Origin of the sequence: Rhodanobacter umsongensis, from assembly GCF_042654965.1 — a bacterium.
Lineage (GTDB): Bacteria > Pseudomonadota > Gammaproteobacteria > Xanthomonadales > Rhodanobacteraceae > Rhodanobacter > Rhodanobacter umsongensis.
In genome coordinates, this window is the sequence record NZ_JBHSMK010000009.1 from 200,230 (window position 1) to 222,958 (window position 22,729).

At 64.8% G+C, this 22,729-nt stretch carries 21 protein-coding genes; all 21 read right to left on the reverse strand.

The window, feature by feature from the left end; genetic code table 11:
* Nucleotides 1-8: 8 nt before the first annotated feature.
* A complete protein-coding gene (locus ACFPME_RS13545) occupies nt 9-1,517 on the reverse strand; it encodes an NADH-quinone oxidoreductase subunit M (RefSeq protein WP_377306180.1) in 1,509 nt (502 codons plus the stop codon).
* A 13-nt stretch (nt 1,518-1,530) separates the two neighbouring features.
* Nucleotides 1,531-3,573, reverse strand: a complete 2,043-nt coding sequence (gene nuoL, locus ACFPME_RS13550) for an NADH-quinone oxidoreductase subunit L (RefSeq protein ID WP_377306182.1) — start codon at nt 3,571-3,573, stop codon at nt 1,531-1,533.
* A gap of 4 nt (nt 3,574-3,577) precedes the next feature.
* The gene (gene nuoK, locus ACFPME_RS13555; RefSeq protein WP_077513500.1) at nt 3,578-3,883 is read right to left on the reverse strand and encodes an NADH-quinone oxidoreductase subunit NuoK; all 306 of its coding nucleotides are present in this window, start codon (nt 3,881-3,883) and stop codon (nt 3,578-3,580) included.
* Entirely contained in the window at nt 3,880-4,524 is a 645-nt protein-coding gene (locus ACFPME_RS13560) for an NADH-quinone oxidoreductase subunit J (protein ID WP_377306185.1), read from the reverse strand. The genes nuoK and ACFPME_RS13560 overlap by 4 nt, the downstream gene beginning before the upstream one ends.
* 8 nt (nt 4,525-4,532) lie before the next feature.
* Nucleotides 4,533-5,024 (reverse strand): NADH-quinone oxidoreductase subunit NuoI, encoded by a 492-nt coding sequence (gene nuoI / locus ACFPME_RS13565; protein ID WP_377306187.1) that lies wholly within the window; start codon nt 5,022-5,024, stop codon nt 4,533-4,535.
* A gap of 3 nt (nt 5,025-5,027) precedes the next feature.
* Nucleotides 5,028-6,080: an NADH-quinone oxidoreductase subunit NuoH gene (gene nuoH, locus ACFPME_RS13570; RefSeq protein WP_377306188.1), complete on the reverse strand. Its 1,053-nt coding sequence runs from the start codon at nt 6,078-6,080 to the stop codon at nt 5,028-5,030.
* A gap of 5 nt (nt 6,081-6,085) precedes the next feature.
* Complete coding sequence (nuoG, locus tag ACFPME_RS13575) at nt 6,086-8,413, reverse strand: NADH-quinone oxidoreductase subunit NuoG (RefSeq protein ID WP_377306189.1); 2,328 nt, start codon at nt 8,411-8,413, stop codon at nt 6,086-6,088.
* On the reverse strand, nt 8,410-9,735 hold the full coding sequence (gene nuoF, locus ACFPME_RS13580; RefSeq protein WP_377306191.1) for an NADH-quinone oxidoreductase subunit NuoF: 1,326 nt from the start codon (nt 9,733-9,735) through the stop codon (nt 8,410-8,412). The genes nuoG and nuoF overlap by 4 nt, the downstream gene beginning before the upstream one ends.
* Nucleotides 9,735-10,307: an NADH-quinone oxidoreductase subunit NuoE gene (gene nuoE, locus ACFPME_RS13585; protein ID WP_377306193.1), complete on the reverse strand. Its 573-nt coding sequence runs from the start codon at nt 10,305-10,307 to the stop codon at nt 9,735-9,737. Before nuoE ends, nuoF begins: the two co-directional genes overlap by 1 nt.
* A 17-nt stretch (nt 10,308-10,324) precedes the next feature.
* Nucleotides 10,325-11,578, reverse strand: coding sequence for an NADH-quinone oxidoreductase subunit D (locus ACFPME_RS13590; protein WP_377306194.1), 1,254 nt, complete (start codon nt 11,576-11,578; stop codon nt 10,325-10,327).
* Between the two features lie 2 nt (nt 11,579-11,580).
* Complete coding sequence (locus tag ACFPME_RS13595) at nt 11,581-12,315, reverse strand: NADH-quinone oxidoreductase subunit C (protein WP_377306195.1); 735 nt, start codon at nt 12,313-12,315, stop codon at nt 11,581-11,583.
* A gap of 25 nt (nt 12,316-12,340) precedes the next feature.
* The gene (locus ACFPME_RS13600) at nt 12,341-12,898 is read right to left on the reverse strand and encodes a NuoB/complex I 20 kDa subunit family protein (RefSeq protein ID WP_377306196.1); all 558 of its coding nucleotides are present in this window, start codon (nt 12,896-12,898) and stop codon (nt 12,341-12,343) included.
* A complete protein-coding gene (gene ndhC / locus ACFPME_RS13605; protein ID WP_377306197.1) occupies nt 12,889-13,245 on the reverse strand; it encodes an NADH-quinone oxidoreductase subunit A in 357 nt (118 codons plus the stop codon). Before ndhC ends, ACFPME_RS13600 begins: the two co-directional genes overlap by 10 nt.
* A gap of 257 nt (nt 13,246-13,502) precedes the next feature.
* Nucleotides 13,503-13,856: a PilZ domain-containing protein gene (locus tag ACFPME_RS13610; RefSeq protein ID WP_377306198.1), complete on the reverse strand. Its 354-nt coding sequence runs from the start codon at nt 13,854-13,856 to the stop codon at nt 13,503-13,505.
* An 83-nt stretch (nt 13,857-13,939) separates the two neighbouring features.
* Nucleotides 13,940-16,819 (reverse strand): bifunctional diguanylate cyclase/phosphodiesterase, encoded by a 2,880-nt coding sequence (locus ACFPME_RS13615; protein WP_377306199.1) that lies wholly within the window; start codon nt 16,817-16,819, stop codon nt 13,940-13,942.
* 180 nt (nt 16,820-16,999) lie between these two features.
* Complete coding sequence (locus ACFPME_RS13620) at nt 17,000-17,959, reverse strand: PIG-L deacetylase family protein (RefSeq protein WP_377306200.1); 960 nt, start codon at nt 17,957-17,959, stop codon at nt 17,000-17,002.
* Nucleotides 17,950-18,885: a DNA polymerase III subunit delta' gene (holB, locus tag ACFPME_RS13625; RefSeq protein ID WP_377306201.1), complete on the reverse strand. Its 936-nt coding sequence runs from the start codon at nt 18,883-18,885 to the stop codon at nt 17,950-17,952. The genes ACFPME_RS13620 and holB overlap by 10 nt, the downstream gene beginning before the upstream one ends.
* Nucleotides 18,882-19,523, reverse strand: coding sequence for a dTMP kinase (gene tmk, locus ACFPME_RS13630; RefSeq protein ID WP_377306202.1), 642 nt, complete (start codon nt 19,521-19,523; stop codon nt 18,882-18,884). The genes holB and tmk overlap by 4 nt, the downstream gene beginning before the upstream one ends.
* Complete coding sequence (mltG, locus tag ACFPME_RS13635; RefSeq protein WP_377306203.1) at nt 19,520-20,557, reverse strand: endolytic transglycosylase MltG; 1,038 nt, start codon at nt 20,555-20,557, stop codon at nt 19,520-19,522. Before mltG ends, tmk begins: the two co-directional genes overlap by 4 nt.
* Nucleotides 20,554-21,381: an aminodeoxychorismate lyase gene (gene pabC / locus ACFPME_RS13640; RefSeq protein WP_377306204.1), complete on the reverse strand. Its 828-nt coding sequence runs from the start codon at nt 21,379-21,381 to the stop codon at nt 20,554-20,556. Before pabC ends, mltG begins: the two co-directional genes overlap by 4 nt.
* On the reverse strand, nt 21,381-22,727 hold the full coding sequence (locus tag ACFPME_RS13645; RefSeq protein ID WP_377306205.1) for an aminodeoxychorismate synthase component I: 1,347 nt from the start codon (nt 22,725-22,727) through the stop codon (nt 21,381-21,383). The genes pabC and ACFPME_RS13645 overlap by 1 nt, the downstream gene beginning before the upstream one ends.
* Nucleotides 22,728-22,729: the final 2 nt, after the last annotated feature.

The window sequence follows — 22,729 nt, forward strand, 5'->3', positions numbered from 1 at the left end:
GATCCCGATCAAATCTTGTGAATGGCGAGCTGCTGCACCAGCTGCGCTACCGAACTGTCCATCAGATGGACCAGCGGCTGCGGCCATATGCCCAGCGCCAGCACGGCGGCGGCAAAGGCGGCCAGCACGAATGTTTCGCGGCCGTTGATTTCCTTCATCTCAGCGACGTGCGGATTGGTGATCTCGCCCCACAGCACGCGCTTGACCAGCCACAACGTGTAGGCCGCGCCGATGACCAGCGTGAACGCTGCAAACAGCGCAATCCACGGATTGGCCGCGAAGCTGGCCAGGATCACCATGAACTCGCCCACGAAACCGCTGGTGCCAGGCAAGCCGCAATTGGCCATCGCGAACAGCACGTAGAAGAAGCCGAACCACGGCATCACGTTGATGACGCCGCCGTAATCCTTGATCTGGCGCGTGTGCGTGCGGTCGTACATCACGCCGATGCAGGTGAACATCGCGCCGGAAACGAAGCCGTGCGAAATCATTTGGATCATCGCGCCCTGCATGCCGAGCAGAGCCATGTCGGTGCTGCCCTGCTCGCGCACCAGCGCGAACGCGATGAAGATGCCCAGGGTGACAAAGCCCATGTGCGCCACCGACGAATACGCCACCAGCTTCTTCATGTCCTCCTGCACCAGCGCGACATAGCCGATATAGACGATCGCGATGAGGCTCAGCACGATGATCAGCCAGGCGAAGTGCGCACCCGCGTCCGGCACGATCGGCAGGATGAAGCGCAGCATCCCGTAAGTGCCTACCTTCAGCATCACGGCCGCCAGCACCACCGAACCGCCAGTCGGTGCTTCGACGTGGGCGTCCGGCAGCCAGGTATGCACCGGCACCATGGGCACCTTGATCGCGAACGCGATCAGGAACGCGAAGAAGACCCAAGTCTGCTCCTTCATCGTCAGCGGCAGCGCCGCGAGCGTGGCCAGATCGAACGTGCCGGCCTTCTGGTACAGGTACAGCAGCGCGATCAGCATGAAGACCGAGCCGAAGAACGTGTAGATGAAGAACTTCAGCGTCGCATACACGCGCCGCGGGCCACCCCAGATGCCGATCAGGATGAACATGGGGATCAGGATCGCCTCGAACAGCGCATAGAACAGCAACGCGTCGGTGGCGCAGAACACGCCGATCAGCAAGCCTTCCAGCATCAGCATCGCGGCCATGTACTGATGCGGTCTGTCCTGGATGACTTCCCATGCGCCGGCGATCACCAGGATGCCGACGAAGGTCGTCATGACGATCAGCGCCACCGAGATGCCGTCCACGGCCAGTCCGTAATGGACGCCCCACGAGGCAATCCACAGGTAACTTTCGGTCAGCTGCATGCCGCCTGCATCGGGGTGGTACTGCAGCAGCAGAAACAGGCTGACGACGAAAGTCGCCGCTGCCACCAGCAGCGACAGCCAGCGGACCAGGTTGGGCCGTGCCGCACCGGCAAGCAACACCGGGATGGCACCGACGACGGGTAGCCAGATCAGCAGGCTTAGCAAGTGATTGAACATGGATCCCGTTTCCTTATTGCCCGGCCAGCCCGGTACCAATGAACCAATACCCGCCAAGCAGCAGGATCAGGCCGAGAATCATCGCGAACGCGTAGTGATAGAGGTAACCAGACTGCAGGCGACGCATCATCGCGGCGATGCGATGCACCACACCCACCGAGCCGTTGACCATGGCGCCATCGATCGCCCCGCGTTCACCCACTTTCCAGAAGCCGCGTCCCAGCATCACGCCGCCGCGGGCAAACAGCGCAAAGTACACGTCGTCGACCCAGTACTTGCGGTCCAGCACCGTCCACAACGGATTCAACGCAGATTTGATCCGGCCGGCCAAAGCCGGATTGAACAGATAGATGTACGTGCAGCTGACGAACGCAATTGCCACCAGAAGGAACGGCAACTGGATAAACCCGTGCAGCGCCATTGCCATGGCCCCATGGACCTCGTGGCCCAGCTCGGCCAGCACGTTGTTCGCCTCATCCACGTGGATGGCGCTGCCGAACCAGTTGCCGAACAGCACCGGATCCACCGTGAAGAACCCGACCAGCAGCGACGGGATGGCCAGCAGCACCAGCGGCAGCGTCACCACCCATGGCGATTCCTTCGGCGGGTGCGCCAGCACACCGGGCTCGTGGTGGGCGTGACCGTCGTGGTCATCGTGGCCATGGCCGTGGTGTTCGGCCACGGTGAAGCGCTCCTTGCCGTGGAACGTGAGGTACATCTGGCGGAACGTATACAACCCCGTCACCAGCGCGCCGGCCATCACGCAGAAGTAGGCGTAATTCGCGCCCCAGCGATGCGACAGGCCGACCGCCTCGATGATCGCGTCCTTCGAGTAGAATCCCGAGGTGAACGGCACCGCCACCAGCGCCAGCGAGCCGATCCACATCGTGATCCAGGTGATCGGCATGTACTTGCGCAGGCCGCCCATGTAGCGCATGTCCTGCTCGTGATGCATTGCGATGATCACCGAGCCGGCGCCGAGGAACAGCAGCGCCTTGAAGAACGCGTGCGTCATCAGATGGAACACCGCGCCGCTGTACATCGACACGCCGAGTGCCACCGTCATGTAACCCAGCTGCGACAGCGTGGAGTACGCGATCACCCGCTTGATGTCGTTCTGCACGATGCCGATCAGGCCGGTGAACAGCGCCGTGGTCGCACCGATCACCAGCACGAAGCTGAGAGCAGTCGACGACAGCTCGAACAGCGGTGACATGCGCGCCACCATGAAGATGCCGGCGGTGACCATCGTGGCCGCATGGATCAGCGCGGAGATCGGGGTCGGGCCCTCCATCGAGTCGGGCAGCCACACGTGCAGCGGCACCTGCGCCGACTTGCCCATGGCGCCGATGAACAGGCAGATGCAGATCACCGTGGCGGCATCCCAATGCGTGCCTGCGGTGATCTGCAGGGTCTTGCCGACCAGTGAGGGCGCCGCGCCGAACGCGGTTGCATAATCCAGCGTACCGAGGAAATACAGCACCGCCGCGATACCCAGCAGGAAGCCGAAGTCGCCCACGCGATTGACCAGGAATGCCTTCAGGTTCGCGAAGATCGCGGTCGGCCGCTTGTACCAGAAGCCGATCAGCAGGTACGACACCAGGCCCACCGCTTCCCAGCCGAAGAACAGCTGCATGAAGTTGTTGCTCATGACCAGCATGAACATCGAGAAGGTGAACAGCGAGATGTAGCTGAAGAACCGCTTGTAGCCGTCGTCGTCAGCCATGTAGCCAATGGTGTAGACGTGCACCAGCAGTGATACGAAGCTCACCACCACCAACATCATCGCGGTCAGGCGGTCGACCAGGAAACCGACGCTGGCGTTGAAGTGGCCGATCTGGAACCAGGTGTAGATGTTCTGGTTGTACGTCGCGGCGCCACCCAGGGTGAGCTGGTAGAGCACGTGGAACGACAGCGCGCAGGAAATCGCCACTCCGAGAATGGTGACGGTGTGCGAACCGGCGCGGCCGAGGAACCTGCCCAGGAAGCCGGCCAGCAGGCAGCCGGCCAGTGGCGCGAGGGCGATCGTCAGCAGGATGGATGTCGAAAGCTGCATCGGATCAACCCTTCATGCTGTCGATGTCGGCGATATTGATCGTGCTGCGATTGCGGAACAGCAGCACGAGGATCGCCAGGCCGATGGCGGCTTCCGCCGCGGCTACGGTGAGAATGAAGAACACGAACACCTGCCCGGACACGTCGCCGAGAAACCGCGAGAACGCCACGAAGTTCATGTTCACGGCGAGCAGCATCAGCTCGATCGACATCAGCAGCACGATCACGTTCTTGCGATTGATGAACAGCCCGGCGACGGCGATGCAGAACAGCACCGCGCCCAACACGATGTAATGCGCCAGCGTGATCATGGCGTGGACTCCTGTGAATCGGTCGGTTCGTGCGGACGCACGGCGTCCATCTTCACGATGCGGATGCGATCGCGCGGATCGACCTTGACCTGCTGGCTGGCCGACTCGTAACGCGCGTCGCGCCGCTCGCGCAAGGTCAACGCCACGGCCGCCACCACGCCCACGGTAAGGATCAGCGCGGCAATCTCGAACGGCAGCAGGAATCTCGTATATAGCGCCTGACCCAGCCACGCCGTGTTGGACATGCCGGCGGCGGTGGCCGGATTGGCGCCCATGACCTGCGCATGCATGGCGCGCACGCCGATCAGACCGAGCATTTCCACCAGCATCACCACGGCCACGATCAGGCCGACGGGCAGGAACCTCACGAAGCCCTCGCGCATCTTTTCCTGATCGATGTCGAGCATCATCACCACGAACAGGAACAGGACCATTACCGCGCCGACATAGACCACGATCAGCGCCAGCGCCAGGAACTCGGCATCGATCAGCATCCACAGGCACGCTGCGCTGAAGAAGGTGAGCACCAACGCCAGCACCGCATGCACCGTGTTCTTCAGCATGATCACCGACAGCGCGGCGGCCACCGTGACGAAGCCGAACGCGTAGAAACAGATGAGTTGGAACAGTTGGGGATTCATCGTTGGCCTCAGCGATACGCCGCGTCTTGTGCACGGTCGGCGGCGATCTGCTGCTCGAAACGATCACCGATGGCAAGCAACTGCTGCTTGTTCACCACATTCTCGCCACGGTGTTCGAAGTGGTATTCGTGGATCGAGGTTTCGACGATCGAATCGACCGGGCAGCTCTCCTCGCAGAAACCGCAGAAGATGCACTTGAACAGGTCGATGTCGTAGCGCGTGGTACGGCGTTGTCCGTCGCTCTCGCGCGGCGCCGAGTCGATGGTGATCGCCAACGCCGGGCACACCGCTTCGCACAGCTTGCACGCGATGCAGCGTTCTTCACCGTTTGCATAGCGGCGCAGCGCGTGCAGGCCGCGGAAGCGGTTCGACTTCGGGATGTGCTCCATCGGATAGCGCACGGTGTACTTCGGCTTGAACATGTAGCCCATGGTCAGGCCCATGCCCTGGAACAGCTCGATCAGCAGCAGACTCTTGAAATAACCGGTAATGCGATTCATTGGTTATGCCCCCACGCCGATACTGACCCAGCCGAAGAACTTCATGCAGCCGGCAACCATGACCCAGACGATGGCGATCGGGATAAGCACCTTCCAGCCCAGCCGCATGATCTGGTCATAGCGGTAGCGCGGGAACGTGGCGCGGAACCACAAGAACAGGAAGCTCATCACGAACGCCTTGATGAACAGCCAGACCCAGCTGCCAGTCCATATCCAGTTGATCCAGGCCGGTGCGTCGGCATGGATCCAGCCTTGCAGCGGGCTGAGCCAGCCGCCGAGGAACAGGATCGAGGACAGGAAGCTGACCAGGATCATGTTGGCGTACTCAGCCAGGAAGAAGATCGCGAAGGCCGAGCCGGAATATTCCACGTGGAAACCGGCGACGATTTCCGACTCGCCCTCGGCCACGTCGAACGGTGCGCGATTGGTTTCGGCCACGCCGGAGATGAAATAGATGATGAAAACCGGCAACAGCGGCAGCCAGAACCAGTCGAACAGACCCTTGCCGCCGGCCTGCGCGTTGACGATGTCGGTGAGATTCAGGCTGCCCGCCAGTACCAGCACGCAGACCAGACACAGGCCCATCGCCAGTTCGTAGGAGATCACCTGCGCCGCCGAACGCATCGCGCCGAGCAGTGCATAGCGCGAATTGGAAGCCCAGCCCGCGATGATGATGCCGTACACCCCGAGCGAGGTCATCGCCAGCAGATACAGCACGCCCGCGTTGGCGTTCGACAGCACCATCTTGCTGCTGAACGGAATCACCGCCCACGCCGCCAGCGCGGGGATCAACGCCAGCAACGGCGCCGTGAAGTACAGGAAGCGGTTCGCCTTGGTCGGCAGGATCACTTCCTTGATCAGCAGCTTCACCACGTCGGCAAAGGCTTGCAGCAGGCCGAACGGACCGATCTTGCTTGGCCCCAGGCGCACGTGCATCCAGCCGATGACCTTGCGCTCCCAGTACACGAACATCGCCACCGCGATGATCAGCGGGACCGTGATGCACAGTATGTAAACGATTGGCCATACCAGCTGGTTGATAAGTTGATCCGCCATGATGCTTATGCCCTGCTCAAGGTGATGGCCGCGCCGTACGGCGGCAGCGTGGCAGTGAGATCCTGGGCGGCCTCGATCCACGCCGCGCCGTCGGGCACGGCCGCATCGATCAGCAGCGGCAAAGCCACCTCGCCGATACGCACCTGCGCGCCACCGACGAGACCAAGCCGCTGTGCCTCAGCTGCATTCAGGCGGACGGCAGGCGCACGATTGAGCGGATGCGCATTCAGCGCGGTGGCACGGCGCAGCACGGCGTCGCCCCGATAGATCGGCCAGGTGGCAAGGCGGCTCAGGCCGTCGGCAGCCGTGCGAGTGGCCAGGCCGCTGCGTGGTACCGCAGCGCGTTCGCCGATCCCATCGCGCAAGCCGGCAAGGTCGTCGAACTCGAAGCCGGCCAGCTGCAGAGCGCCGCCCAGCGCACGCAGCACCCTCCAGCCGGGACGTGCCTGGCCGGGCGCCGTGGCCCCGGCGGACAGCCCCTGCGCCAGACCATCGACGTTGACCAGGGTGGCATCCATCTCGGGCAGCAACGCGATCGGCAGGATCACGCCTGCTACTTCGCGCAGCGCAGGGCTGGCGTAGGCGCTGAACGCCACTACCTGCTCCGCGGCGCGCAAGGCTTTCAGCGCGGCGCCGCCATCGGCGAAGTCATGCGGCGGCTCCACGCCATACAGGAGGTAACTCTTGCGCGGCTGCGCCAGCATCGCCTGCGCGTCCAGCCCGCCGTTGCCTGGCAGCACGCCAAGCTTGCCCAGGCCGATCGCATTCGCGCCCACCGGCAGCTCGTTGTAGCCGGCACCGGTGGCATCGGCGATGAACCGCGCGATGGCGCGCAACCACGAGGCATGCGGATGGGTGACCGCAGCTTCGCCCAGAATCACCACGGAGCTACCCGATTTCATCGCAGCGATCGCGTCGCTGTCGCCCTGATCGCTCGGCACGGCGTTGATCGCATCGGACAGCGTCGCCGGTGCCGCTGCGCCGGCGGCTACCGCCGCCTTGGCCAGCGCCAGCAGTGCATCGACCAGCGCGTGCGGCGCAACGATCGACTGGCCGGCCAAGCTGTAATTGAAATCGAAGCTGGCCGGATTGACCGCATAGACCTTCGCGCCCTGCTTCACCGCCTGATGCAGGCGATGGTTGAGCAATGGCATCTCGTGCCGCAGATCGGAGCCGACCAGCAACGCGGCCTTCACCTGCGCCACCCCGGTGACCGGCAGCGCGAAATTGCCGGCCACGGCGTTGTCGGCAAAGTCGAGTTGACGAAGACGATGATCGACGTGTGCGCTGCCCAGACCACGGGCCAGACGCATCAGCAGGTCGCCCTCCTCGTTCGAGCTGGCCGGATGCACCAGGATGCCCAGCTCGCTGCCCGGCCCCTTCCTCAGCGCTTCACCGGCAAACTGCAGTGCATCTTCCCAAGTGGTCACCTGCCACTGGCCGTTGCGCTTCACTTCCGGTGCATGGATGCGGTCAGTCGCGTAAAGACCCTGGTGGCTGTAGCGATCCCGATCGGACAGCCAGCATTCGTTGATCGCTTCGTTGTCGCGTGGCACCGTGCGCAACACTTCGCCCCGGCGCGTATGCAGCCACAGGTTGGAGCCGAGCGCGTCGTGATACCCGATCGACGGTCTGGCGATCAGTTCCCACGCACGGGCCTTGAACTGGAATGGCTTGTTGGTGAGCGCGCCGACCGGGCAGACATCGATGATGTTGCCGGACAGCTCGGTCTCCACCGTCTTGCCGATGTAGGTGCCGATCTGCAGGTTCTCCCCACGATTCATGCCGCCCAGTTCGTAGGTGCCGGCAATCTCGCTGGTGAAGCGCACGCACCGCGTGCACTGGATGCAGCGGGTCATCTCGGTGGCGACCAGCGGCCCGATATTCTCGTCGGCGACGGTGCGCTTGCGCTCGGTATAGCGCGATACGCTGCGGCCGTAGCCCAGCGCCACATCCTGCAATTCGCACTCCCCGCCCTGATCGCAGATCGGGCAGTCGAGCGGATGGTTGATCAGCAGGAATTCCATTACGTCTTTCTGGAACTTCAGCGCCTTGTCCGAGCGCGTCATCACCTTCATGCCCTCGGCCACCGGCGTGGCGCAGGCCGGCTGCGGCTTGGGCATGAGCTTGCCGCCCATTTCCACGTCGACCAGACACATGCGGCAGTTGGCGGCGATCGGCAGTTTGCGGTGATAGCAGAAGCGTGGGATGGCTACGCCAATCGCGTCCGCCGCCTCGATGATCATCGCGCCCTTGCGGATCTGCGTGGGCTTGCCGTCGACCTCGATGCTGATCAGGTCGGGTGCGGCGGTATTGCTGGGCTGCGCACTCATGCGGCAACTCCCGGGTTGGATTCGGCCAGGGGCTCATCGACCATCGAGCGGCCGTGTTTCACGAAGTATTCGAATTCGTCCCAGAAGCGCGCCAGGAAACCCTGTACGGGCCAGGCCGCAGCCTCGCCGAACGCGCAGATGGTGTGTCCCTCGATCTGACCCGCAATTGCCTTCAGGCGATGCAGATCCTCGTCGGTGCCATGGCCCTCGACGATGCGCGACAGCACGCGGTACATCCAGCCGGTGCCTTCGCGGCACGGCGTGCACTGGCCGCAGGATTCGACCATATAGAAGCGTGCGATGCGATGGCAGACCCTGACCATGCAGGTGGTTTCATCCATCACGATGACCGCACCTGAACCGAGGCCCGAGCCAGCCTTCTGCAGGCAGTCGTAGTCCATCGTACTGTCGAGCATGACGTCAGCCGGCAGCACCTTCATCGAGGAGCCACCTGGGATCACCGCCTTGAGCCGGTGACCGTTGCGCACGCCGCCAGCCATCTCCAGCAGGTCCTTGAACGGGGTACCCAGACGTATCTCGAAATTGCCCGGCTTGTTGACGTGGCCAGAAACCGAAAAGATCTTCGGACCGCCGTTGTTCGGCTTGCCGAGGTTGAGGAACCAGTCCGCGCCGTTGCGCAGGATCGCTGGCACCGAGGCGTAAGTTTCGGTGTTGTTGATCGTAGTGGGCTTGCCGTACAGGCCGAAGTTCGCCGGGAATGGCGGCTTGAAGCGCGGCATGCCCTTCTTGCCCTCCAGCGACTCCATCAGCGCGGTTTCCTCGCCACAGATGTAGGCACCGGCGCCCAGCGCGTTGTAGATGTCCACATCGATACCGCTGCCCTGCACGTTCTTGCCCAGCAGGCCGGCCGCATAGGCTTCCTTCAATGCCTCTTCCAGGTGTTCGAACGGCTCGTGGTGGAACTCACCACGCAGATAGTTGTAGGCGACGGTGGAGCCGGTGCAATAGCACGCGATAGCCAGGCCTTCGATGACCGCATGCGGGTTGTAGCGAAGAATATCGCGATCCTTCGCGGTGCCTGGCTCCGATTCATCCGAATTGCAGAGGATGTACTTCTGCATCGTGCCTTTGGGCATGAACGACCATTTCAGCCCGGTCGGGAACCCCGCGCCACCACGGCCGCGAAGGCTGGATCTCTTGACCTCATCGATCAGCGTGGCTGGGTCGGGCTTCTCGGCGAGGATTTTTCGCCACGCCTTGTAGCCGTCCATCTGCACATAGCTGTCCATCGCCCACGGCTTGTCGAAATGCAGCGTGGTGTAGACGACCTGATGTTCCTGCGGGGCGGGTCCGACGGCCATCAGTGGCTCCCCTCTGCGTCATGACCATGCGCGGCCGGGCCGTCGATGGTCAGACCGTCGAGGATGGCGTCGAGCTTCTCGGTGGTGAGATGTTCGTGATAATGGCCATTCACCGTCATCGCCGGCGCATACACGCAAGCGGCGATGCACTCTTCTTCCCGTTTCAGGTAGACGCGGCCGTCCGGCGTGCTTTCACCGAGCTTGATGCCCAGCTTCTTCTCGCAGTGGCGTACGAGACCCTCGGCGCCATTGAGCCAGCACGAGATGTTGGTGCAGATCGCCACGTTGTTGCGGCCGACCGGCTTGGTCTCCAGCATCGAGTAGAAGCTGGCCACCTCGTACGCCCATATCGAGGGCACGTCCAGGTATTTCGCGACAGCGGTGATCAGTTCGTCGGTGAGGAAGCCATGGTTCTGCTCCTGCGCGCCGAACAGCGCCTGGATCAGCGCCGAGCGCTTGCGATCCGGTGGAAACTTGGCCACCCATTCGTCGATGTGGCGGCGGGTGTGCTCGGTGAGTACGGCGAGCGGGTCGACGTTCCTGACCTGCTCGAAATGTCCGGTGGCTTTCATGTGTGTTTGCTCCGGGCTCAGCGATCGACTTCGCCGAACACGAGGTCATAGGTACCGATCATGGCCACCACGTCGGCGAGCATGTGGCCGCGCACGATGGTGTCCATGGACGACAGGTGGGCAAAGCCCGGTGCGCGCAGATGCACGCGGAATGGCTTGTTGGCGCCGTCGGAAACCAGGTAGCAGCCGAATTCGCCCTTCGGCGCCTCGACCGCGCAGTAGGTTTCGCCCGCCGGCACGCAGTAGCCCTCGGTGAACAGCTTGAAGTGATGGATCATGGCTTCCATGTCCTCCTTCATCTCGACCCGTGACGGCGGCGCGACCTTGAAGTTCTTCACCATCACCGGGCCCGGATTCGCCCGCAGCCACTTCACGCATTGCTGGATGATCCGGTTCGACTGGCGCATCTCTTCCACACGCACCAGGTAACGGTCGTAGCAGTCGCCGTTGACACCCACCGGAATGTCGAAATCCATCTCGGCATACTTCGCGTATGGCTGCTTCTTGCGCAGGTCCCACTCGACGCCGGAACCGCGCAGCATCGCGCCGGTCATGCCCCATTGCTGGGCCAGCTCGGGGCTGATCACGCCGATGCCGACGGTGCGCTGCTTCCAGATGCGGTTGTTGGTGAGCAGTTCCTCGTACTCGTCGACCTTGGCCGGGAAGTCCGCAGTGAACGCGTCGAGGAAGTCCAGCATCGAACCTTCGCGCCAGCTGTTGATGCGCTTCAGGTCCTTGCCCTTGTGCCATGGCGACTCGCGGTACTGCGACATCTGCGCCGGCAGGTCGCGGTAGACACCGCCCGGGCGGTAGTACGTGGCGTGCATGCGCGCACCCGACACCGCCTCGTAGACGTCCATCAGTTCCTCGCGCTCGCGGAACGCATACAGGATCACCGCCATCGCGCCGAGGTCGAGCGCGTTCGAACCGATCCACATCAGGTGGTTCAGGATGCGCGTGATCTCGTCGAACATGGTGCGGATGTACTGTGCCCGCTCCGGCGCCTCGATCCCCAGCAGGGTCTCGATCGCGCGCACGTAGGCGTGCTCGTTGCACATCATCGACACGTAGTCGAGCCGGTCCATGTAGCCGATCGACTGGTTGAACGGCTTGGACTCGGCCAGCTTCTCGGTGCCACGGTGCAGCAGGCCCACGTGCGGATCGGCGCGGACGATGGTCTCGCCGTCCATTTCCATGATCAGGCGCAGCACGCCATGCGCGGCCGGATGCTGCGGGCCGAAGTTCATCGTGTAGTTGCGGATTTCCTGCATGCTCAATTCTCCCGCCAGTGGTCGGCGGCTTCGGCCTTGGCCTGCGCCAGGTCGGCATCGTCGCGGATGGTGCGCGGCACCAGCACGCGCGGCTGGATCGACACCGGCTCATAGATCACGCGCTTCTGCTCGGGGTCGTAGCGCACCTCGACGTTGCCGATCAGCGGGAAGTCCTTGCGGAACGGATGGCCGACGAAACCGTAGTCGGTGAGGATGCGGCGCAGGTCGGGATGGCCGTCGAAGATGATGCCGTAGAGGTCGAACGTCTCGCGCTCGAACCAGTTCACGCCCGGCCACACCATGGTCAGCGACGGCACCACCGGCAGGCTGTCGTCGGCGCAGAACACGCGCAGGCGCAGGCGCCGGTTGTGCTCGATCGAGAGCAGCTGGATCACCGCGGCGAAACGGCGCGGCTGGTTCTCGCCGTTGCCGCGCGGGCGTCCGGCCCAGTCGAAACGCCCCTGTGCCTGGCCTTCCACGCCGCGCGAGAAACCGGTGCCGGAGACCGTCTCGGTATCCCACTCGGTCTGGCCGTAGCCGAGGTAGTCGACGCCGCACAGGTCGATCAGCTCGCTGAAGCGGAACGCCGGCTCGTCGCGCAGCGCCGTGGCCACGGCGATCAGATCGGCGGCGGCCAGTTCGGCGACGGTCTCGTTGCGCAGCGTGGCGATGGTCAGCGTATCGCCGAATCGCGCAGCGAGCTGCCCGGCCAGCGAGGTCTTTTGGATGTCAGTCATGGGCTGCGCCTTCGGAATATGCCGTTCAAGAGCGCGCGATGGTGCTGGTGCGGCGGATTTTCTTCTGCAACTGCAGGATGCCGTGGATCAGCGCTTCGGCCGTGGGTGGGCACCCCGGCACGTAGATGTCCACCGGCACGATGCGATCGCAACCGCGCACCACCGAATAGGAATAGTGGTAGTAGCCACCGCCGTTGGCGCAACTGCCCATCGAGATCACCCACTTCGGCTCGGGCATCTGGTCGTAAACCTTGCGCAGCGCCGGGGCCATCTTGTTGACCAGGGTGCCGGCCACGATCATCACGTCGGACTGGCGCGGGCTGGGCCGGAAGATCACGCCGTAGCGGTCCAGGTCCAGCCGCGACATGCCGGCGTGCATCATCTCCACCGCGCAGCAGGCCAGGCCGAACGTCATCGGCCACATCGAGCCGGTACGCGCCCAGTTCATCAACGCATCGACGCTGGTGGTGGCGAAGCCGCGCTGTACCACCGGATTGTCGCCGGCCGGCAGCAGGATGTCGTCGACCAGGTTCAACGGCTCCGGGTTGTGCATCACCCGGCTGACGGAATCCATCACTCCCATTCGAGTGCTCCCTTCTTCCACACGTAGGCAAAGCCGATGACGAGGAGCAGCAGGAACAGCGCCATCTCGACCAGCGCGATCACGCCGATCTGCTGGAACACCACCGCCCACGGAAACAGGAAAGCGATTTCCAGGTCGAAGATGATGAACAGGATGGCGAGCAGGTAATAGCGCACGTCGAAGCGCATGCGGGCATCCTCGAATGCCTCGAAGCCGCACTCGTAGGGCGCAAGTTTTTCCGCCTCGGGACGACGCGGGCCGGCCAGCAGGCCGACTGCCAGCAACACCAGGCCGAGGCCGGTGGCAACGCCGATGAACAACAGAACGGGCCAGTATTCGGCAAGCACGATGCAACGTACCTCCGCGCCATGGGGCGCATCAGTGACCGCGGGGAATCCAGCAACTCACGGTCCGGCGACTTTCGATTCGGCAGGCCGCAAGGCCATGGGCGTTTCGCCCACGCTCGACGGTTGGAAACCGCAAGCGCCCGAGATTTCGCGAAACGAGCTCGCGAACCGCGGCATTGTATCAGTGCCTATGGGTACAACAAGCCTTGACGTCCGATGCGATGCGCAATAGCGCCGTCACCATCGTCGCGGCGGACTCACATGGTCTGGGTGGCCCGCTCCGAGGTCAGTGTGCCGGCGAGGATGTTCTCGATCCGGCTGCGGGCAGCCTCGGCGTCACCTGATTCGTTGAAATGAATGCCGATGCCGGCCGTGCGATTGCCTTGTGCGCCGACCGGGCTGATCCAGACCACCTTGCCGACCACGGACAACCGCTCGGTCTCTTCGGCGAGGGTCACCAGCAACACCACTTCGTCACCGAGCGAGTACGGCTGCGCGGTCGCCGCGAACAGTCCGCCGTGTTTCAGGAACGGCATGTACGCGTTGTACAGCGAGGCCGCGTCCTTGATTTTCAGTGAAATGATGCCCTGGCGGGCAACCGTGGGTTTCATGCTGGCTCCTGTCGAGCGCGCGAAGCGCCCGATCCTCGGCTGATCTTAATGGCTGCATCGCACTCGCACCACTGCGCGACCGCTTATCGGCCGTCGGGTTGCCCGGACAACAACGACTGCCGCTCGTTGACGAGCGTCCCCCACGACGAGGGAGGAACCCATCCGGCGACCCAGCCCGGCACCGCGTCGGCAGGCATCGGCCGCGAGATCGAGAACCCCTGCAACTGGTGGCATCCCAGCGAAGCCAGCAAGTCGCCCTGCGCCGAGGTCTCCACGCCCTCGGCGATTACCGTCTTGGCCAGCATGCGCGCTGTGGTGATGACGCCTGCCGCGATCGCCATGTTGCGTTCGTCGCTGAGAATGTCGCGCACGAAACTCTGATCGAGCTTGATGTGCTCGATGTCCAGTTGCTGGATGTGGCTGAGCGAGGCGCTGCCGGTGCCGAAGTCGTCCAACCCGACCCGGATGCCGCGCCGACGGCATTCCTCGATGACCTCCTTGGCGCGGGCATGGTCCATCGATGGGCCGGTTTCGGTCACCTCGATGCCGAAGCCCACGTCCATCACGTCAGGATACATTTCCAGCACGGCCTCGATATCGGTGAAGAAGGCCGGATGCAACAGGTGGCGCGTGCTGATGTTGATCGAGACCGGTATGGAAACGCCTTCGCGCATCCAGCCCTGGCATCGCCTCAATGCCTCGTTCAACACGTAGCGGCCGATCGGCCGGGCCAGCTGGGGGTCGTCCAGCACGTGCATGAAACCGGACGGCTCGGTCAGCCCGGTGCCCGTGTCATCCAGGCGCAGCAGCGCCTCCATGCCGGCCACGCCGTGCAGGCCGGGCAACCCGTCGATGTACACGATTGGCTGGAACAGCAGTTGCAGATGCGACTGCTGCAACGCCTGCGCGATCCGCTCGCGCATGGCCTGCAGGCGCAACTGCTCCAGTTCCATGGCCGGCTCGTACAGGGCGCCACGGTCCTTGCCCTCTTCCTTCGCCGCATACATCGCCAGGTCGGCATGCCGGATCAGGCCTTCCGTATCGGACTCGTCCAGCGGGAACAAGGTCCAGCCGATGCTGGCGGACAGGTACAGCTGTTCGCCCACTACATGGAACGGCGCCCGCAAAGCCTGCAGGATGCAGCGGCTGATGACGTCGAGCTGTTCGCGGCTGTCGAGGCCGGAGATCACCAGGGCGAACTCGTCGCCGCCGAAGCGGGCCAGCACGTCCTCTTCGCGCAGCATGCCGAGAATTCGCGTGGAGGCCTCCAGCAGCACGCTGTCGCCGCCACCATGGCCGATCGTGTCGTTGACGCTCTTGAAGCGATCGAGGTCGAGCACGCCAACGGCCATCAGGGAGCGCTGTTGCATCACCTGCGTCCGCGACTCCTCCAGCAACTGGAACAACAGGCGCCGATTCGGCAAGCCGGTGACCACGTCGTAGAAGGCCAGCCGCTCGACCCTCGCCTCATGCATCTTCTGTTCGGTGATGTCGCGCTGATGCCACAGCCGGCCCTGCGAAGCGCCATCGACGGTGATCGGCGTGAAATCGCGCAGGAAGGTGCGGCCATCCCTGAGCGAAACTTCATCGCCCTTGACCGGCTCGTTCCTGGCCAGGATGTCCTGCACCCGCTGCCATTCGCGTTGCGGATCATGCAGGGCGTCCTTCACGCGTTCGAAGATCGCCGCCGAGGCCATGTTCTCCAGTTCGGCCGGAGTCTCGGCCAAGCCATAGAGGCGGCAGAAAGCCTCGTTGACGAAGCTGACGCGGCCGTCTTCGGACATCACCAGGATGCCCGCGTACTGATTCGACAGGACCGTGCGAAAGTGCTGCAGATTGATCCGCAGGTCCTGCTCGGCGGCGAGACGCGCGGCCTTTGCCCGCTGCATCTGGATTCCCAGCCCCACCTCGATCGCCATCTCCGAAAAAACCTGCAGCTCGGTTGGCGCAAATGCATCCGCGTCGGATGCCGCCATGACAAAGACACCCACCACGGTACCTTCCACCACCAACGGCAGCGCCACCAAGGCGAGCGGCAATGGCAGATCATCGGCCATGGGCCAGTCGGGCCGGGCCGCCGGCGATGGATGACTGAGCTGGGGCAGCCCGGCCGCCATCGCCATGACGGCCGGGTGGTCGGCATTTGCGGCATCGGACAGATCGAGCCCGAGCCAGGCGCCGAAACCGCCTGTCGGCCCATCGTGCGCGGCCAGCCGCAGCATCCGCCCTTCGCTGCTGTCGAGCAGGGCGAGCCATGCGGACTGATAGCCGCCGATGCGCCGCGCAACGCGGCAGGCACCGCTCAGCAAGGAGGGTTCGTCCGGGCTGTGCGCGACGACCTTGACCGTCTCGCTGAGCAAGCGCAATGCGCGTCGCTGGCAGGCTTCATCACGCACGGATTGCAGCAGCAGCCGGCGCTGCTCATGTGCCTCCAGCCCCAGGCCCATGCTCGCCGCGGCCTGCTGCAGCAGCTCGATCACCCGCGGCGAAAAGAAGCTGACGTGCGCCGACCGTATCACCAGCCCTGCGCGCACTTCGCCAAACACCATTACCGGTACGGCAACAGCCGAAGCGATGCCGTGGCGCACATAAGCTTGGTGGCACATCTCGAAGCCCGACGCATGCCGGATGTCGCTTTCAAGCTGCAGCATGCCCTCCCAGAACGGCTGACGGGCGACCGAGAACGGCACCTCATCCGGAAAAATGTCCTCCATGCCTGCGGCGACATGGGCCGGAGCGATCCGCCGAAACCAGCCGGTGCCGTGATCAACCTCGCCGATCATCACCTGCAGCGCCCCGATGCGGCGTTCCAGAACCTCGATCACTCCCGCATAGAGCGCGGGTGGATCGAGCGAGCGGACCAGCAACTGGCCTATGTCGAAAAGTGCGGCGTAGAAATGCTCGCTGGACGTGGGCGCCAGCCCGGCAGGCATATCGAACGGTTTCAGATCCGGGTTTTGCATTCAGTTGACCAGCCGAGGCGGCATCGGCAGCTTGCTTCGATAACACGGGACTGGATCGCAACCGGTTTCGATGATGTCCCAAGAATGGCGCCACCGAGGGCCAGCGCCTGCATCATCCCCCCTGCCAGAAGCTAGCTCTGTCAACCGGTCTATGCAATAGCGCAGCGTCAGGGAGCCGGCTCAGAGTTCGCACCAGCCCCAATGGTCGAATATCCACAGCGCCGGCAGGCTCGACGCCAGCCGGACGAAACGGGGGCCGGCCGCAACCGGCAGAGTCAGTTGGCACGTACCGTCGCTGTGGCGCTTGAGGGGAGCCTCGCGCCAGCGCCAGCTCAGCGTTCCGGCCGCGCTGACCACACTCAACCGCAGCCATGGCTCCATCCACGCCGGCGGCTTCCACGGCAGCACCGGCGTTGCTTCCGACGGGACCGCGTCGGCGACATAACGCTCGGGTCGAGCCGCCAGGCGACGCATGCGGGCGCCACTCAACGCCATCTGGCTGCGGTGCGCCGCCAGGGCCGCATGCTTGCTGCCCGCCTGCTCGGGGGTCCCCGAAATCTCGATGACGCCGCTGGCCGGCGCCTGGCCGTGCACCAGGTAAGTCAGCTGCTGTGGCGGCTTCGCCTGCCTGGCCAGGGCCAGCCGCACGATCACGTGCGCCGAGCCGTGATCGGGATGGCGATCCCCCAGCGCAGGCAGCGCGACCAGGGTCGGGCGAAACCGATCGATCGCTCCCGCCAAGGTCGCCACCGCCGCCTCGCCCGAGTGCAACAGAACATCGGTAACACCCATGTCGGGCCAACCAAGAAACTGCAGGGCCTCGATGGGTAATCCGAGGCACTGCAGCGCCTGCAGCACCTCCCCGTGACGGCGGCGGCCCCAGCGCTGCCGGTCGGCGGCACCGATCCAGACGCGCCGCTCCAGCCAGCGTTGTGGCCAGGGATTGTTGTCGCCCGAGGTCAGCAGCAAGATCCCCACCTCGCCACCGGCCGCCCGAACCTGCTGGATCAGCATGCCGGTGGCAATGGTTTCATCGTCGGGGTGCGGCGCCACGACCAACAGACGGGTCTGCCCGGAAATCGCCGGCATCGCGCCGGGCCTCGTCGCCGGCGAGCCCGCGGCGCTGCCGTTCAGTGCCACTGCGCAAGCAACTCGATCAGCAGAAGGTCACCGCGCAATGGCCCACGCAAGCTTTCGCGGGTGCGATTGACGGCGTTGTACCAGCCTCCGAGCGCCTCGACATCCATGGCACTGGCCAGCGGCCCGACGCCCTGGGCCGAGCGGGCCTTGACCTCGTCGGCGACCGCCTGGGCGGCGAACCACAGTCGCTGCGCCGGCTCGTTGTCCAGCCATCGCTTGACCACTTCCAGCGGCTGGCCCCGACCGGCCGCCAGCGCAGCCAGGTCCTTGCGAACTTCCAGCCGCCGGTCGAGCGCGCCGGCCTGCGCCCATGCCTGGGCCAAGCCGGGGTTGCCGCCGGCGGCGGCGAGTGCGGCGGCCGGATCGGGCTCGTGCCCGGCCTGCAGCCATGCCAGTGCATCGGCGGTGGCTGGCAAATGAAACTCGATCCGCTGGCAGCGGCTGCGGATGGTTTGCGGCAGGCGCCAGGGCGCATCGGCCAGCAGGATCAACATCGTTTGCGCGGCGGGTTCCTCCAGCGTTTTCAGCAAGGCGTTGGCGGCGGCCGCATTCATCGCGTCGGCCGGGTCTATCGTCGCCACCTGCCAACCGCCGAACTGGCTGCTCATGGCCAATCGAGCCGACAGTTCGCGAATCTGATCGACCACGATCTCGCTGCGCTGCACGCCGTCCTTGCGCACGCCAAAAGTCAGGGAGATCACATCGGGATGCGTGCCTGCGGCAAACAGCAGGCAGCTGCGGCAGTGGCCGCAGGAATCGCCATCCACAGGCTCGCTGCACAACAGGCCCAGCACGAAGCGTCGAGCGAATGCGCGCTTGCCCAAACCCACCGCTCCAACCAGCAGCAACGCGTGCGGCAACGCATCGCGTTGGCGGCGCGCCTGCAGCCGCGCCCAGTGTTCGGCATGCCACGGGACTAAGGTCATGCTGGCGATTCTCCGATCAATACATCTACCGCCAGCGTAGCTGCCTGCAGTACCGCGGCCGGCGACTGGCTGGCGTCGATGACCCGGAAACGATCCGGTTCGGCGACGGCGCGTTCGCGATACACCGCGCGCGCGCGCTCGAAGAATGCATCGGCTTCGGCCTCGATCCGGTCGGCGTCGCCGCGGCCCGCCGCGCGCGCGCGCCCGGTCGCCACCGGCAGGTCGAGCAGCAGCGTCAAGTCGGGCACCACGCCGGCACAAGCCCAGCGCTCCAGTTCGGCGATGCGCTCCATGGGTTGGCCACGGCCGCCGCCCTGGTAGGCATAGCTGGCGTCGGCGTAGCGATCGCATAACACCCATTGCCCGGCGCGCAGCGCCGGCTCGATCACCTCGCGCACCAGTTGCGCGCGCGAGGCGAACATGAGCAGCAATTCGGTCTCGGCTGCCAGCCCACGCTGGGCCGGATCAAGCACGATGGCACGCACGGCTTCGCCCGCCGCAGTGCCGCCGGGCTCGCGCGTCTGCACCAGCGCGATGCCGCGCTGCTGGATGCAGTCGCGCAGGCCGGCCAGCAAGGTGCTCTTGCCGGCGCCTTCGCCGCCTTCGAGGCTGATGAATTTTCCGCGCACCGCGCTCATTGGCAGTGTTTCCGCTGGTAGCAGTCGACATTGCGATTGTGTTCGGCCAGGTCGGCGGCAAACACGTGGCCGCCATCGCCTCGTGCGACGAAGTACAGCGCGTTGCCGCCAGCCGGATGCAGTGCCGCTTCCAGCGCCGGCTTGCCCGGCAGCGCGATCGGTGTCGGCGGCAGGCCCGGACGGGTATAGGTGTTGTACGGTGTGTTGGCGGTCAGATCGCCCTTGCGGATGTTGCCGGCATAGCTCGCACCCATGCCGTAGATCACGCTGGGATCGGTCTGCAGCAACATGTGGTTCTGCAGGCGCCGGATGAATACGCCGGCGATCTGTGCGCGTTCATCCGCTCGACCGGTCTCCTTCTCCACGATCGAGGCCAGGATCAGCGCCTCGTACGGCGTGGCCAGCGGGAGATCCGCCGCGCGCGTCGGCCACAGCGCGGCGAGCGTCCTGACCATTGCGGCATGGGCGCGCTTGAGAATGTCCAGATCACTGTCACCTTTCACGTAGGCGTAGGTCTCGGGTAGAAAACGCCCTTCCGGTGCCTCGCCGGGCGCACCGAGTTTCTGCATGATCGCCGCGTCGTCGAGGCCGGCGCTGTCGTGGTTCAACTTCTCCGCCCGGGCCAGGGCCTGGCGCAGCTCGCTGAAAGTCCACCCATCGACGATGGTGAAGTTGCGCTGCAGCACCTTGCCGGCGGCCATGTCGGCGAGCAGCTGGCGCGGCGTGAGGCCGACTTTCAGCGCGTACTCGCCGGCGTGCAGCTTGCCGGCCACGTGCATCTGCTCGGCCAGCAGCCGCCAGTACAAGCTGTTGGCGTCGGTGAGATGGCGCCTGTGCAGTTCGCCGACGATGCTCCTGAAACTGCTGCCGCGGCTGACGTCGATGCTGTCGCCCTGTGCTGTCACATTCAGTGGTGCGCCACTGAAGCGGTTGAAGTCGTTCCAGCCATAGACCAGCGCAGCGGCCAGCGCCAGCAATGCCACCAGCAGCAGCGCACGTGCCCCCCCGCGCCGACGCATCGGTTTGTCACTCATCCGCCCTGCTCCATCGAAAATCCCAGATTGCGCCAATGCTGCTGCAACTCGTGGGTGATCCCGCCCACCACATAATTCCGCTCATCCAGTGAACGTACCGGCAGGATGCCGCGCACGCTCGAACTGAGAAAAACCTCGCTCGCGTCCCGCAGCGCGTCCAGCGTCAGCTCACCGACCCGCGTCCATGGACATGCCGCCAGCACTTCGGCGCGGGCCACGCCTGCCACACCGCAACGATCCAGCGCCGGCGTCAGCAGCGCGCCGCCGACGACCGCAAACAGATTGGCCATGGTCGCCGAAATCACCCGGCCATGGCTATCGCACAGTACGCCCTCGGCGATCGCCGGATCGTTCCACTCGGCCCGGGCCAGCACCTGCTCCAGCCGGTTCAGGTGTTTCATGCCGGCAAGCAGCGGCTGTTCGGCCAGTCGAATATCGCATACGCGCATGCGCACGCCGTGCGCGTAGATGTCGCCCGATGCCTGCGGCGGTGGAAATGCAGCCACGACGCGCGTCGGTTGCGATGCCGCAGGCAACGCGTAACCGCGCTCGCCGATGCCGCGGGTGACGGTGACGCGCACCACCGCCTGCGGCATGTCGCGTGTGACCGCCAGCACCTCACGCCCCAGTTGATCCGTATCAGGCACCGGTATCCACAATCGTTTGCAGCTTTCCGTGAGCCGCTGCATGTGGCGCGACCACAACGGTGCCGCCGTACCGACCAGACGGATGCTTTCGAACAAGCCATCGCCGTAGGCGAAGCCACGATCCTGCGCCGAGACGTGGTCCGCCGCCACACCATCGATCAGCATGCGCGCGTACATCAGTCCGGCACACCCAGCGCGCGCAGCAGGCCACGAGCCTTGGCGCGGGTTTCCTCCAGTTCGCTCGTGGCCACCGAATCGGCCACGATGCCGGCACCGGCGCGCAGGCTCACCTCGTTGCCGGCCAATGTCAGGGTGCGGATCAGGATGTTCAAATCGAGCTCGCCGTTGCGATCGAGATAACCCAGCGCGCCGGTATAGGCACCCCGTGGCGCTTCCTCCAGCGCCGCAATGATCTCCATGCAGCGCACCTTGGGACAACCGGTAATGGTGCCGCCGGGAAAGGTGGCGGCGATCACTTCGCCGGGCGTCACCCCGACACGCAGGCGGCCCCTTACATTGGAGACAATGTGGTGAACATGGGCGTAACTCTCCACCGCCATCAGCTCATCGACCTGAACCGTACCCGGCACGCAGACGCGCCCGAGGTCGTTGCGCTCCAGGTCGATCAGCATCACATGCTCGGCGCGCTCCTTCGGATGCGCGCTCAGCTCGCGGATCCGCGCCGGTTCGTCGTCGCCCGGCAGGCGCGGCCGCGTGCCAGCGATGGGTCGCGTCTGGGCGACGCCACCGCGCACTTCGATCAGTCGCTCCGGCGATGAGCTGAGCACGGCCCAGTCCGGCTGCTGCAGCAGCCCGGCGAATGGGGCCGGGTTGGCCAGGCGCAACCCCGCGTACAGCGATGCCGGCACGGGTGGCTCGGCGTAACGCGCGCGCCATGCCCGTGACAGATTCACCTGGAAGATATCGCCAGCGCAAAGATGCTCATGGATGCGTGTCACGCCATCGAGGAACCGCCGGGGTGAATCCTCTTCCCAGGCGATCGGTGCGGCCAAGGGCGGTAGCGCGGGAGGGACCGCGAGGTCGCTCTCCAGCGCATCGAGCAGATCCTCATGGCCCGCTTCGGCCATCAGGATCGTGCAGTCACGCACGTGGTCGATGATCACCGCCGCCGGACAACGCAGGGCCAGCGCAACCGGCAGCACGGATGGCGGAAGCAACTTCAAGGTCGGCTCGACCTGGCCAGCCAGCTCGTAGGCGAGCAGCAGTACCCAGCCGCCATGAAACGGCAGCTCATCGTCGTCGGGCGGCAATCGTTCGGCTTGCCAGGCTGCGTCCAGCGCATCGAGGAAACGGCCTGCGCGTGCGTTGTCCGCACCATCGCAAAGCCGGCCGTCCGCGTGCAGGGTGAGGCGCTCCCCGGGAAATGCGAACAGGATGTCGTAACGCGATTGCGGGGTGCCACGCACCATGCTTTCCAGCAGGCATGGATAGCGCTGCGGAAAGGAAGCGGCCGGCGCGAGCAAGTCGCGCCGGCCGGCCAGAATACGACGATGGCAGGTCACAC

Bases quoted from the DNA above. Each gene is read 5' to 3' on its own strand.
- ACFPME_RS13545 (WP_377306180.1), bottom strand. From the start codon at position 1,517: ATGTTCAATCACTTGCTAAGCCTGCTGATCTGGCTACCCGTCGTCGGT.
- nuoL (WP_377306182.1), bottom strand. From the start codon at position 3,573: ATGCAGCTTTCGACATCCATCCTGCTGACGATCGCCCTCGCGCCACTG.
- nuoK (WP_077513500.1), bottom strand. From the start codon at position 3,883: ATGATCACGCTGGCGCATTACATCGTGTTGGGCGCGGTGCTGTTCTGC.
- ACFPME_RS13560 (WP_377306185.1), bottom strand. From the start codon at position 4,524: ATGAATCCCCAACTGTTCCAACTCATCTGTTTCTACGCGTTCGGCTTC.
- nuoI (WP_377306187.1), bottom strand. From the start codon at position 5,024: ATGAATCGCATTACCGGTTATTTCAAGAGTCTGCTGCTGATCGAGCTG.
- nuoH (WP_377306188.1), bottom strand. From the start codon at position 6,080: ATGGCGGATCAACTTATCAACCAGCTGGTATGGCCAATCGTTTACATA.
- nuoG (WP_377306189.1), bottom strand. From the start codon at position 8,413: ATGAGTGCGCAGCCCAGCAATACCGCCGCACCCGACCTGATCAGCATC.
- nuoF (WP_377306191.1), bottom strand. From the start codon at position 9,735: ATGGCCGTCGGACCCGCCCCGCAGGAACATCAGGTCGTCTACACCACG.
- nuoE (WP_377306193.1), bottom strand. From the start codon at position 10,307: ATGAAAGCCACCGGACATTTCGAGCAGGTCAGGAACGTCGACCCGCTC.
- ACFPME_RS13590 (WP_377306194.1), bottom strand. From the start codon at position 11,578: ATGCAGGAAATCCGCAACTACACGATGAACTTCGGCCCGCAGCATCCG.
- ACFPME_RS13595 (WP_377306195.1), bottom strand. From the start codon at position 12,315: ATGACTGACATCCAAAAGACCTCGCTGGCCGGGCAGCTCGCTGCGCGA.
- ACFPME_RS13600 (WP_377306196.1), bottom strand. From the start codon at position 12,898: ATGGGAGTGATGGATTCCGTCAGCCGGGTGATGCACAACCCGGAGCCG.
- ACFPME_RS13610 (WP_377306198.1), bottom strand. From the start codon at position 13,856: ATGAAACCCACGGTTGCCCGCCAGGGCATCATTTCACTGAAAATCAAG.
- ACFPME_RS13615 (WP_377306199.1), bottom strand. From the start codon at position 16,819: ATGCAAAACCCGGATCTGAAACCGTTCGATATGCCTGCCGGGCTGGCG.
- holB (WP_377306201.1), bottom strand. From the start codon at position 18,885: ATGACCTTAGTCCCGTGGCATGCCGAACACTGGGCGCGGCTGCAGGCG.
- tmk (WP_377306202.1), bottom strand. From the start codon at position 19,523: ATGAGCGCGGTGCGCGGAAAATTCATCAGCCTCGAAGGCGGCGAAGGC.
- mltG (WP_377306203.1), bottom strand. From the start codon at position 20,557: ATGAGTGACAAACCGATGCGTCGGCGCGGGGGGGCACGTGCGCTGCTG.
- pabC (WP_377306204.1), bottom strand. From the start codon at position 21,381: ATGTACGCGCGCATGCTGATCGATGGTGTGGCGGCGGACCACGTCTCG.